The organism is Allochromatium humboldtianum (assembly GCF_013385175.1).
Classification (GTDB): domain Bacteria; phylum Pseudomonadota; class Gammaproteobacteria; order Chromatiales; family Chromatiaceae; genus Thermochromatium; species Thermochromatium humboldtianum.
In genome coordinates this window covers 56671-69010 of the sequence record NZ_JABZEO010000004.1, presented here as the reverse complement: position 1 = coordinate 69010, position 12340 = coordinate 56671, and the positions used below count along the sequence as shown (strand labels likewise).

Below are 12340 nucleotides of genomic sequence, written 5' to 3'. Positions count from 1 at the left end.
GCCTCTACCTTCTATGACCACCAGGCCACATCGCTCCCGCCCAGACGACACCCAGCCCACGCGCGACCCCTTCGTCGACTGGGTGCGCGAGGCCACGCCCTATATTCACGCCCACCGCGGCCGGACCTTCGTCATCGCCTTCGGCGGTGAGGCGGTGGCCGACGCGCGCTTTCCCGAGCTGGTACACGACATCGCCCTGCTGCACGGACTCGGTATCCGGCTGGTGCTGGTGCATGGCGCGCGTCCGCAGATCGAGCAGCGTCTTCGCGATCAGGGGGCCGAACTGCGCTATGTCAACGGCCTGCGCGTCACCGACGACCGCGCACTGGCCTGCGTCAAGGAGGCCGCCGGCATGGTGCGGGTCGAGATCGAGGCCCTGCTGTCGCTGGGGCTGGCCAACTCGCCGATGGCCGGGGTGCGCATCCCGGTGGTCTCGGGCAACTTCGTCGCCGCGCGTCCGCTCGGGGTCATCGATGGCGTCGACTACGCCCATACTGGCTCGGTGCGCCGCGTCGATCAGCGCACCCTGCGCACCCTGCTCGATCAGGGCATGGTCGCCCTGATGCCGCCGCTCGGCTATTCGCCCACCGGCGAGGTGTTCAATCTGAGCGCGGCGGACGTGGCGCGCAGTGCCGCCGTCGCCCTGGGCGCCGACAAACTGATCTTTCTGACCGAATGCGCCGAGACCAGCCAACGACCGCCGCTCGCTCCGAACCTGCTCGCGCGCGACGTCGATGTCCTGCTGGCCAATGAGACGCTCCCTGACGAACTCGCGACCTGCCTGCGTGCCGGCGCTGAGGCCTGCCGACACGGCATCCGCCGCGTGCATCTGGTCGAACGCGGCGAGCCGGGCGCACTGTTGCGCGAGCTTTTCACCCACGACGGCAGCGGTACGCTCATCTCAGCCGAACCCTACGAGGATCTGCGCCCGGCGCGCATCGACGACGTGACCGGCATCCTGGAACTGCTGCGCCCGATGGAAGAGCGCGGCGTGCTGGTGCGCCGTTCACGCGAGCGGCTCGAAACCGAGATCGAGCGCTTCCACATCACCGAACGCGACGGTCTGGTGACGGCCTGTGCCGCGCTCTACCCCTATCCGTCCGACGACATGGCCGAACTCGCCTGTCTGGCCGTCCACCAGGATTATCGCGGCGGCCGGCGCGGCGAACGGCTGCTGGAGCATATCGAGGGGTTGGCGCGCGCCCAGGGCATCCGCCGGCTGTTCGTACTCACCACCCAGACCGCGCACTGGTTCCAGGAACGCGGCTTCCAGCCCGCCGGACTCGATGCCCTGCCGATGGAGAAGCGCGCCCTCTACAACTTCCAGCGCAACTCCAAGGTCTTCATCAAGCCGCTTTGAACCTGGACGCCGTTCGAGACACAAAGGAACTTTGGTTTTCGCATGATCGCTTCTGCTCAGTCCGCTCAAATCATGACCCCCAACGATTGTCGATTCCCGGATACGCTGCACCAAGCTGCACGCCGTCTCGGCGTCACAGCCTTCATGCTGCTGGTCGTCCTGTCCATTGGGTCGCCGGCAGACGCCCCGGCGCAGGACGCCGGCAATCAAACAGCGCTCTCAGCGGCCGTCACCGGCACCACCACGCTGCCGGACAAGGCTCAGGTCGAGGAGCAACTGGCCGGGCTCGAGTCGAGCAATGGTCTCGATGAGGCGCTCAAATCCAGCCTGAGTGAACTCTATCGGCGCACGCTGGCCAATCTCACCGAGATCGAGAAGTTCGACACGCGCCTCGCCGAGCTGACCGAAGCCCTCAAGACGGCGCCCAAGGAAACCCAGGAACTCCAGAAAGCGCTGGAACGTCAATCGGCCGCCGGCGCGTCCAAGCCGCCCGCCCTCCCCGACGGACTCACGAGCGACCAGATCAGCCAGCGACTCAATCAGGTGCTCGCCGATGCCGCCGCGCACGAGATCCGTGTCAGCGAACTCGGCAAGCTCATCGACGCCGGCCAGACGCGACCGGCGACGGCACGCGAGCGTCTGATCGTCATCAAACAAGCGCTCGACACCCTGGACCAGGATCTCCAGCAGACCACGCCCACGGGCGAGCCGCCCGAGTCGACCCAGGCCCGGCGCTGGGCCTTGGAGACCCAGCGTCAGGCCCTCTGGAGCGAGGCGCGGATGCTGGAGCAGGAGCTGCTCGGGCAGCCGGCCAACGAGACCCTGATCAAGGTTCGGCACGATCTGGCCGCGCTCGAGCTACGCGAGCTGCGGGCGCGACAGCGCGCGCTCGAAGAGGCGCTGAGCGAGCGGCGCGCCGAGCAGGCGCGCGCCGAGCAGCTCGCGTCCGAACGCGCCCAGCGCGAGGCCGAGGACAAGCATCCGCTGATTCGCGATCTGATCCGGCAAAACGCGATCCTGACCGGAGCACTCGGCGAGAGCACCCAGCGGCTCTCGGGATTGAGCGAAGAACTGGCACAGCTCGAGGCCGAATACAAACGCATCGAGGACGAATATCGCGGCGCCAAGCAGCGCCTGGAAGTGGCCGGTCTCACGCGCGCGCTCGGGCAGGTGCTGCTCGATGAACGCAATCAGCTCCCGGATCCACGCCAGTACCGCAACCAGATCCGCGAGCGCGAGAATCGGATCGCCGATGCCACGCTGCGTCAGATCCGCTATCGCGAGGAAGAACGTCAGCTCAGCGATCTCGACCGCTATCTCGACGAGCTCGCACTCACCGAGCCGGCGGTGCAGGCCAAGACGGTCCGTCCCGAGCTGCTGGAAGCGCTCAAGCAGCGGCGCAACCTGCTGCGTCAGGTCATCAAGAGCGAAGACGACTACATCCGCCAGCTCGGCGAGCTGAACTATGCCGCCGAGCAGGTGGTGCGCGTGGCCAGTGGCTATGACGCCTTCCTGGCCGAGAATCTGCTCTGGGTGCGCAGTGCGGCGGCCGTGGATCTGGAGACCCTGAAGAACCTGCCGGCGGCGCTCGGCTGGCTGGTCTCGGTGGATGGCTGGACCGAGGTGGTGCTGGCGCTCGGCGAGCGTCTGCGCCACTCGCCGCTCTTCTGGCTGGGGTTGGCGGTCAACCTCATGCTGCTCTGGAAGAATCCGGCGCTGCGCCGGGCCATTCGCGCGCGGGCCGAACCCTTGCGGCGCGTGCGCACCGACAGCATCCACTTCACCCTCGAAGCCATCGGACTGACGCTCATCGCCGCCCTGCCGGCCGCCTTCCTGTTCTGGCTGGTGGGTCAGCAGCTGATGGTGTCGAGCGCGGCCACCGCCTATACGCGCGCCCTGGGCGCGGGTCTGAGCCAGGTCGCCTTCGGACTCTACTGTCTGCGCTTCTTCCGCATCCTCAGCACGAACGGCGGCGTGGGCGACCGGCACTTCCGCTGGAAGGATCACACCCTGGCGCGTCTGCGTCGTGATTTCGGCTGGTTCACCCTGTACATCGTTCCGGTGGCATTCATCACCGTGGCGCTCTTCCAATACAACGACCCGGTCTATACCAACAGTCTCGGGCGTCTGATGCTGATCGCCAGTATGCTGGGGGCTGCCGTCTTCTTCGCCCGTCTGCTCCATCCGGGTCAGGGGGCGATCAAGCATTTCCTGCTCGATCATCCGGGCGGCTGGTTCTGCCGACTGCGCCGACTCTGGTTCCCGTTGATCGTGGGGATGCCTCTGTCGCTGGCGGCGCTGGCGGCAGTCGGTTATCTCTATACCGCCGGGGTGCTGTTCCAGTCGCTGGTCTATCAGCTCTGGGTGGTGCTGGGTCTGGTCGTGGTGCACCAGAGCGTCGTGCGCTGGCTGAGCATCACGCGCCGACGTATCGCGCTCCAGGCCGCGCTGGAGCGTCAGGCGGCACGCCGCGCCCAGGCCGGGGGCGAGCCGGGTGAGTCGAGTTCGGTGCCCGATGTCTTCCAGGTCGACGAGGCCGAACCGGATCTGGCCGCGCTCGACGAGCAGACCCGGCGCCTGATCAGCGCCGCGATCTTCATGGCGGGAGCGATCGGGCTGTGGGCGACCTGGTCGGAGGTGCTGCCCGCCTTCAATGTCCTGGAACGCTTCGCGCTCTGGCACTACAGCGGTCTCGTCGACGGCGCCGAGCAGCGGATTCCCGTCACCGTGGCCGACATCGGCGTGGTGGCCCTGATCATCGTGGTGGCGACCATCGCCGCACGCAATCTGCCGGCGTTGCTCGAAATCCTGCTGTTGCAGAGCAACACCCTCTCGGCGGGCGCGCGCTACACCATCAAGACCCTGTCGAGCTATCTGATCACCACCGTGGCCTTCCTGATGGCCTTCGCCACCCTCGGCCTCCAGTGGGGCCAGATCCAGTGGCTGGTCGCCGCGCTCGGCGTGGGTATCGGCTTCGGCTTGCAGGAGATCATCGGGAACTTCATCAGCGGACTCATCATCCTGTTCGAGCGTCCGGTGCGTGTCGGCGACATCGTGACCATCGGCGATACCACGGGCGTCGTGACCAACATCCGCATCCGCGCCACCACCATCCGCAACTGGGACAAGCAGGAACTGCTGGTGCCGAACAAGGAGTTCATCACCGGGCGGCTGCTCAACTGGACGCTCACCGATCAGCTCAACCGTATCAGCATTCCGATCGGCGTCGAATACGGCAGTGACACCAGGAAGGCGCTGGAACTACTGGAGCGCATCGCCGGCGAGCACGAGCGGATACTGGACGACCCGGCGCCACTGGTCGGCTTCGATGGCTTCAGCGACAATGCCCTGACGCTGGTGCTGCGCTGCTACATGGATTCACTCGACGGGCGCATCGGCGTCATCACCGAGCTGAACCAGAAGATCTACGACACCTTCAGGGCCGAGGGCGTCAGGATCGCCTTCCCACAGCGCGACGTGCGTCTCTATACGAGCGAGCCGCTCGACATCCGTCTACAGTCCAATCACCAATCCGGATGACTTAGGGAGGCGCCCATGCAAGGCTTCGACAGGATACTCTTCGTGATGGAACCCGGACAGGAGCCGGCCTGGGCGCTCGCGCGCGCCGGCGCCTTCGCGGCGAACGTCCAGGCGGATCTGACCCTCCTGATGGTCGCCGAACGCCCGGCGGCGACGGCTGAACTGGATCAGGCGCAGGTCGAGGCGGCGATCCGCGATCAGTGTCTGGCGACGATGCAGGGCGCGCTAGCGGCCCTCGCCCAACCGATCGAGGCCGAATGCCTGGTCGCCTTCGGTCGCCCGCACATCGAGATCATCCGCACCGTGCTTCGCGGGGGGCATGATCTGGTCATCAAGGCCGCCGAACCCCAGGGCGGCGGTCTGCGCGCGCGCTGGCTGGGCAGCCGCGACATGCACCTGCTACGCAAATGCCCCTGTCCGGTGTGGCTGCTGAAGCCAGATGGACGCCAACCCTATCGTCGCATCCTGGCGACGGTGGATTTCACGCCCGGCGCTGACGAGGACGCCGAGACCGAGGGCTTGAACCGGCGAATCCTGGATCTGGCGAGCGCGCTGGCCCTAGCCGAGTTCGCCGAACTGCATGTCGCGCACGTCTGGGAGGCGCCGGCCACGGGATTCCTGCATCACTGGGCGGGCGGTGTCTGGACGACGGATACCACGGTCGATGAGTTGCGCTATGTCGAGCAGACCCGCAACCAGCATGTGCTGGGTGTGGATGGCTTGATCAAAGCGCTCGCCGAGCGGATCGGACCGGAGGGCTTGGAGTATCTGAAGCCCAGATCGCATCTACAGCGCGGCTCGGCGATCGAGGAAATCCCGGCCCTCGCCGTCGAGTTGGACGTGGATCTCATCGTCATGGGCACGGTCGGGCGCGGCGGCATTCCGGGGCTGCTGATCGGAAACACCGCCGAGACCATCCTCGATCGCTGTGATCGTGCGGTCCTGGCTGTCAAGCCGCCGAGCTTCGAGACGCCCGTCAGTCTGGGCGATTGATGAGGGAAGCGGGGAACGGGGCGGCGACGTCCAGCGGCGCGCCGCCCAAACCGGACGTCAGTTCAGCTCGTTGAAGTCAGGGTCGTCGAGCAGTTCGCGCAAGCGCTTGATCTCGCGCATGTGCTCAATGCGGCGGCGCACGTCCAGACTGGCCGACTGACCGCGTGACTCTTGGGGTGACATGGACGGGACGCGCTCCAAGAGCTCGTCGCCATAGCCGACTTCGGGATCCAGCATCTCCTTCTTACCTCGGGGATTGAACGATAACGAGACGATTATGATAGAGGCGCCATATATCCGACTCGCCCCGACTAAAACAGTTTTTTTTGTCAATCATTGAAATTGATATAAAGAATAAATCGAAGCGTGTCTAACGCTGCCTTTGAATTCCGCGCTACCAACCACGATCCATGCTGCTTGCCGCTCTACTCCTCATCCCATTCCTCGGCTCTCTGTTCGCGGCGCTGATGCCCCAGGACGCGCGCAACCGCGAATCCTGGCTGGCGATCGGCGTGACGCTGTCCGGGCTGGCGATCGGCGGTCTGCTGTTTCCACAGATGGCCGCCGGCGAGGTGCTGCGCGCAGAGTTCGCCTGGCTGCCGGCGCAGGGGCTGGCGTTCGTGCTGCGGGTCGATGGTCTGGCGTGGGTGTTCACCATGCTGATCCTGACGCTCGGTCTGCTGGTGGTGCTGTACGCGCGCTATTACATGTCGTCCGACGACCCGGTGCCGCGCTTCTTCTCCTTCCTGCTGGCCTTCATGGGCTCGATGCTGGGGGTGGTGCTGTCGGGCAATCTGGTGCAACTGGTGGTGTTCTGGGAGCTCACCAGCCTCACCTCCTTCCTGCTGATCGGCTACTGGCACCATCGCGCCGATGCCCGCCGTGGCGCGCGCATGGCCTTCACCGTCACCGCTACCGGCGGTCTGTGCCTGCTCGCCGGGGTGCTGGTGATCGGCCACATCGCCGGCAGCTACGATCTCGACGCGGTGCTCGCCGCAGGCGACAGGATCCGCAGCCATGATCTCTACCTCGCGGCCCTGGTGCTGGTTGCGCTCGGCGCGCTCACCAAGAGCGCGCAGTTCCCCTTCCATTTCTGGCTGCCGCACGCGATGGCGGCGCCCACGCCGGTGTCGTCCTACCTGCATTCGGCGACCATGGTGAAGGCGGGGGTGTTTCTGCTCGTGCGCCTGTGGCCCGCGCTCGCCGGCACGCCGGAATGGACCTGGATCATCGGCGGCGCCGGGGCGTGCACCATGTTGATCGGCGCCTTCATCGCTATCTTCCAGCACGACCTCAAGGGTCTCCTGGCCTATTCGACGATCAGCCACCTCGGGCTGATCACGGTGCTGATCGGCATCGGCACTCCGCTGGCCATCGTCGCAGCGATCTTCCATATCCTCAACCATGCCACCTTCAAGGCCTCGCTGTTCATGGCCGCCGGCATCATCGACCACGAGTCGGGCACCCGCGACCTGCGCGTGCTGCGCGGTCTGCGCCACACGTTGCCGATCACGGCCACGCTGGCCATCGTCGCGAGCGCGGCGATGGCGGGCGTGCCGCTGCTCAACGGCTTCCTGTCCAAGGAGATGTTCTTCGCCGAGACCATTCATGTCGGCGGCAACAGCAACTGGTGGATGTCATACGCGGCGGTGGCGATGGGCATGTTCAGCGTCGCCTACTCGCTGCGGTTCATTTCGGTGTTCTTCGGCGCGCCGGCGCAGAATCTTCCGCGCGACCCGCACGAGCCGCCGCGCTGGATGCGTTTCCCGGTCGAACTCCTGGTACTGGCGTGCCTGGTGGTCGGCATCGCCCCCGGCGTGAGCATTGGCCCGCTGTTGCATCTGGCCGCCACCGCTACCCTGGGCGAGGCCACTCCGGCTTACAACCTGGCTGTGTGGCACGGCTTCAATCTGCCGCTGCTGATGAGTCTGTTCGCGCTCGGCGGCGGCGTGCTGCTCTACCTCGTGCTCCGCATTTACTTCGGCTTGCAGCAGCGCGACCGCGTCCCGCTGATCCACCGTCTCAGCGGCGCTCAGGCTTACGAAACCGTGATGGCGCAGATTGCACGCGGCTCGGAATGGCTGCTGCAACGCCTCGGCACCCAGAAGCTGCAACCCCAACTGCTGTTCCTGATGCTCGGATTACTGACCGTCCCGCTGCTGCTGGCCGGTCAGCCGCCGGCCTGGACTCGCATCCCGCAGCAGGACATCGACCCGCTGTTCGCCGCCCTGTGGCTGATCGGCGCCGGTTGCGCACTGGCCGGTGCCTGGATGGCGAAGTATCACCGTCTGGCGGCACTCATGCTGATCGGCGGCACCGGCATCGTCACGGCGGCGACCTTCCTGTGGCTGTCGGCGCCTGACCTGGCCTTGACCCAACTGATGGTGGAGACCGTGACCACCGTGCTGATCCTGCTCGGTCTGCGCTGGCTGCCGCCACGGATCGAGTCGATGGCCGGTCCGAAACAGCCGCTCTGGCGCCTGTGGGGGCGCCGTTCGCGCGACCTCGCGCTGGCGGTCGGCGGCGGGCTGGCGCTGGCGGCATTGACCTATGCGGTGCTGGTGCATCCGGCCTCGGACACGATCGCCGACTTCTTCCTGCTCAATGCGCTCAGCGGCGGCGGGGGCAGCAACGTGGTCAACGTGCTGCTGGTGGACTTCCGCAGTTTCGACACCCTGGGCGAGATCAGCGTGCTCGCCATCGTCGCGCTCACGGTCTATGCGCTGCTGCGCCGCTTCCGCCCGGCACCCGAGAGCGCGAGCATTCCGCCCCAGCAGCGATTCCAGGCCGACCCGGCCAGCCGGCAGACCCCGGCCGAGCAGGCCAACAGCGGCTATCTGCTGGTGCCGGGCATCTATCTGCGTCTGCTGCTGCCCTTCATGGGCGTGATCGCCGTGTATTTCTTCATGCGCGGGCACAACCTGCCGGGCGGCGGCTTCGTCGCCGGGCTGATCTTCGCGGTGGCGATCCTGGTGCAGTACATGCTGGCCGGCACGACCTGGGTGGAGAGCCATATCCATCTGCGTTCGCACCGCTGGTTGAGCGCCGGCCTGTTACTGGCCTGCCTCACCGGGCTGGGAGCCTGGTGGTTCGGTCATCCCTTCCTGACCACGCACACCGCGCATCTCGACTGGCCGCTGCTGGGCGAACTGCATCTGCCGAGCGCCTTCCTGTTCGACCTCGGCGTCTTCACGGTCGTGGTCGGCACCACCATGCTGATGCTGGTCGCACTCGCCCACCAGTCGCTGCGCGCGCATCGCCAGCCGGGCAAAGACGCGGAGGTGGAGATTCCCGGCACCGTCACGGAGAGGACATTCTGATGGAACTCATCCTGGCCATCGCCATCGGCGTGGTGTTCGGCGCGGGCATCTGGCTGATCCTGCGCCCACGAACCTTCCAACTCATCACCGGGCTGCTGCTGATGTCCTATGCCGTCAATCTGTTCATCTTCGCAATGGGCCGGCTGTGGGTGGGCAAACCGCCGATCACCCCCACGCCCGACATCGATCCGTCGCAGTTCGCCGATCCGCTGCCGCAGGGACTGGTGCTGACTGCGATCGTGATCGGCTTTGCCACCACCGCGCTGTATCTTGTGATGATGATCGGCGCGCGCGGACTGACCGGCAGCGACCACGTCGACGGCAGGGAGCCGCGCTCATGAACGCGCTGCCCTGGATGCAGCACCTCATCGTCGCGCCGGTGCTGCTGCCGCTGATCGTCGGCGCACTGCTGATCCCGATCAACCAGAAGCGCTACCCGCTGAAATTCGCCCTCGGCCTGGGCAGCACCCTGCTGCTCTGGGTCGTGGCCGTGGCGCTGTTGCTGTTGGCCGACGGCGAACACTGGCCGGACGGCATCGGCGTCTATCTGGCGGCGAACTGGGCGGCGCCCTTCGGCATCGCGCTGATGGTGGACCGGCTCACCGCGCTGATGCTGGTGCTGACCGCGACCATCGCGCTGGCCGTGCTGGTGTTCTCGGCGCGGCGCTGGGACCGGGTGGGGGTGAGCTTCCATGCGCTGTTCCAGTTCCTGCTCATGGGGCTCAATGGCGCCTTCCTGACCAACGACCTCTTCAACCTGTTCGTCTTCTTCGAGGTCATGCTGGCCGCGTCCTACGGTCTGGTGCTCCACGGCTACAACCTGCGCCGCATCCAGGCCGGGATGCAGTACATCGCCGTCAATCTGGTCGCCTCACTGCTGTTCCTGATCGGTGTCTCGCTGATCTATGCCGCCACGGGCACGCTCAATCTGGCCGACCTGGGCGGGCGTGTGGCGACACTGGGCGCACAGGATGTCTGGCTGTTGCAGATCGGCGCCACGGTGCTGGCGCTGGCCTTCCTGACCAAGGGGGCGATGTGGCCGCTCGGCTTCTGGCTGCCCACCGCCTACGCCTCGGCGTCGGCGCCGGTGGGGGCGATGCTGGTGTTGATGACCAAAGTGGGCCTCTATGCGGTGCTGCGCGTCTGGCTGACAGTCTTCGGCGATCAGGCCGGGGCGCTCAGCGGCTTCGGTCTGGCGGCGCTGACCCTGGGCGGCATGGCGACCCTGCTGTTCGGCGCAATCGGCATGCTCGCCAGCCAGGACGGCGGACGGATGGCCGGCTACGGCGCGATCCTGTCCTCGGGGACGCTGCTGGTGGCGATCGGCCACTCGGGCAGTCCGGTGCTGGCCTCGGGCCTGTATTATCTCCTTGGCTCAACGCTGGCGATGGCAGCCTTCATGCTGCTGCTCGAACTCACCGAGCGTCTCCTGCCGCCGGGCGCGGCGATGCTGGCGATCACGATGGAGGCCTTCGCCATCGAGGACAAACCGGAAGACCCGGTCGGCGTCGGCATTCCGGGTGCGCTCGCCTTCCTCGGACTGAGTTTCGTCGCCTGCGCGCTGGTCATCACCGGACTGCCGCCGCTGGCGGGGTTCGTCGCCAAGTTCAGCCTCTTTCATGCCCTGCTCGCGGCCGCACCCGCGCCGTTGCCGGCGACCACCTGGCTGCTGATTGCGCTGATCCTGGTGGGCGGCCTGGCGGCGATCATTGCGCTGATGCGCCTGGGGGTGCGCACCTTCTGGGCCTCGGGCGTGGTCACGCCGCCACGGCTGCTGTTCTCCGAAGCCGCGCCCATCGGTGCGCTGGTGATGCTGTGCGTGCTGCTGACGGTGCAGGCGGGCACGGTCTTCGACTACCTGGGCCGCACCACCGAGGGGCTGATGCGCAGCGGCGACTACAGCCGGCAGGTGCTCGGCGAACCCCCGGTGCAGCGGCTGCCGGACCTGGAGGCGGTGCGATGAAACGCTGGCTGCCTTCGCCACTGCTATCGATCAGCCTGCTGCTGCTGTGGCTGCTGCTCAACCAGAGCATCGAACCAGCGCACTGGCTGCTGGGCAGTGTGCTCGGCCTCGTCGCGCCGCGGCTCTCCAGGCCGCTGCAACCGCATGGTCAGGCCCGCATTCGTCGTCCACTGGCGCTGCTGCGGCTGCTGCGGCTGCTGTGGTTCTCGGCCATCGAGATCGTGCGCTCCTGCTTCAACGTCAGCCAGATCATCCTGCTGCGCCGCTCGGCTGACGTGAATTCCCAGTTCATTCGGGTGCCGCTCGATCTGCACAGTCCGCACGGGCTGGCCCTGCTCTCCTGCCTGATCAACTCCACGCCGGGCACGGTGTGGGTGGATCTGCTGCCCGACGGACATGAACTGCTGCTCCACGTGTTCGACCTGCACGACGAAGCCTGGTGGATCGACACCATCAAGACGCGCTACGAACGCCCCATCATCGAGGTGTTCGAGATACCCGCCACCGAAGGAGACCCCGGATGACGACCGTGACGCTGCTCGCAGTGGCGAGCCTGTTCGCACTGGCCTGCGTGGTGCTGGCGATGCTGCTGTGCACGCTGCGCCTACTGATCGGCCCGTCCGCCCAAGACCGCGTGCTGGCGCTCGATACGCTGTGGATGTGCATCATGCTGCTGGCGCTGATGCTGGGTATCCGCTATGGCAGTCAGATCTATTTCGAGGCCGCGCTGATCATCGCTCTGCTCGGTTTCGTCTCGACCATCGCGCTGGCGAAGTTCCTGATGCGCGGCGAGGTGATCGAATGAGCAGCGCCGAAGCCCTGCCGTGGTGGGCGGCCATCCCGGTCGCCCTGTTGCTGGTGCTGGGTGGGTTGATGACCCTGATCGGTGCGTTCGGCCTCGCGCGGCTGCACAGCTTCTATCAACGGATGCATGGCCCGGCGATCACCGTCACACTCGGCGCCGGCTGCATCCTGCTGGCGTCGATGCTCTATTTCACGGTGGCGCAGTCGCGCCTGGTGATCCATGAGTTGTTGATCAGTGTCTTCGTGTTGATGACAGCGCCGGTGGTGGCCATGCTGATCATGCGTGCCGGCGTGTATCGGGAGCTGCGTAACCGCTCCGAGACTTCAGCCGCGGTCGATGCGCGGCCGGATTCGGATTGA

The 12340-nt window shown here is 66.4% G+C and carries 10 protein-coding genes; 9 read left to right on the top strand and 1 reads right to left on the bottom strand.

What is annotated here, in order from left to right; genetic code table 11:
• Positions 1-13 precede the first annotated feature (13 nt).
• From argA to HW932_RS07075, 3 genes are all read left to right on the top strand, one after another.
• Positions 14-1360 carry an amino-acid N-acetyltransferase gene (argA, locus tag HW932_RS07085; protein ID WP_176975796.1) on the top strand — a complete coding sequence of 449 codons (1347 nt, stop codon included), beginning with the start codon at positions 14-16 and terminating at the stop codon, positions 1358-1360.
• Between the two features lie 72 nt (positions 1361-1432).
• Positions 1433-4900: a mechanosensitive ion channel domain-containing protein gene (locus HW932_RS07080; protein ID WP_246296709.1), complete on the top strand. Its 3468-nt coding sequence runs from the start codon at positions 1433-1435 to the stop codon at positions 4898-4900.
• Between the two features lie 15 nt (positions 4901-4915).
• Positions 4916-5893 (top strand): universal stress protein, encoded by a 978-nt coding sequence (locus HW932_RS07075; RefSeq protein ID WP_176975795.1) that lies wholly within the window; start codon positions 4916-4918, stop codon positions 5891-5893.
• 57 nt (positions 5894-5950) lie between these two features.
• Here HW932_RS07075 and HW932_RS07070 read toward each other — a convergent pair whose 3' ends face one another.
• Positions 5951-6130: a PA3496 family putative envelope integrity protein gene (locus HW932_RS07070; protein WP_176975794.1), complete on the bottom strand. Its 180-nt coding sequence runs from the start codon at positions 6128-6130 to the stop codon at positions 5951-5953.
• Positions 6131-6303: 173 nt separating this feature from the next.
• Between HW932_RS07070 and HW932_RS07065 the strand changes: the two genes are divergently transcribed.
• The 6 genes from HW932_RS07065 to mnhG are packed head-to-tail and all read left to right on the top strand — an operon-like array spanning position 6304 to position 12340.
• Positions 6304-9213, top strand: a complete 2910-nt coding sequence (locus HW932_RS07065; protein ID WP_176975793.1) for a monovalent cation/H+ antiporter subunit A — start codon at positions 6304-6306, stop codon at positions 9211-9213.
• Complete coding sequence (locus HW932_RS07060) at positions 9213-9554, top strand: Na+/H+ antiporter subunit C (RefSeq protein WP_176975792.1); 342 nt, start codon at positions 9213-9215, stop codon at positions 9552-9554. Before HW932_RS07065 ends, HW932_RS07060 begins: the two co-directional genes overlap by 1 nt.
• On the top strand, positions 9551-11176 hold the full coding sequence (locus HW932_RS07055; RefSeq protein WP_176975791.1) for a monovalent cation/H+ antiporter subunit D: 1626 nt from the start codon (positions 9551-9553) through the stop codon (positions 11174-11176). Before HW932_RS07060 ends, HW932_RS07055 begins: the two co-directional genes overlap by 4 nt.
• Positions 11173-11700: a Na+/H+ antiporter subunit E gene (locus HW932_RS07050; RefSeq protein ID WP_176975790.1), complete on the top strand. Its 528-nt coding sequence runs from the start codon at positions 11173-11175 to the stop codon at positions 11698-11700. The genes HW932_RS07055 and HW932_RS07050 overlap by 4 nt, the downstream gene beginning before the upstream one ends.
• The gene (locus HW932_RS07045; protein ID WP_176975789.1) at positions 11697-11981 is read left to right on the top strand and encodes a K+/H+ antiporter subunit F; all 285 of its coding nucleotides are present in this window, start codon (positions 11697-11699) and stop codon (positions 11979-11981) included. The genes HW932_RS07050 and HW932_RS07045 overlap by 4 nt, the downstream gene beginning before the upstream one ends.
• The gene (gene mnhG / locus HW932_RS07040) at positions 11978-12340 is read left to right on the top strand and encodes a monovalent cation/H(+) antiporter subunit G (protein ID WP_176975788.1); all 363 of its coding nucleotides are present in this window, start codon (positions 11978-11980) and stop codon (positions 12338-12340) included. Before HW932_RS07045 ends, mnhG begins: the two co-directional genes overlap by 4 nt.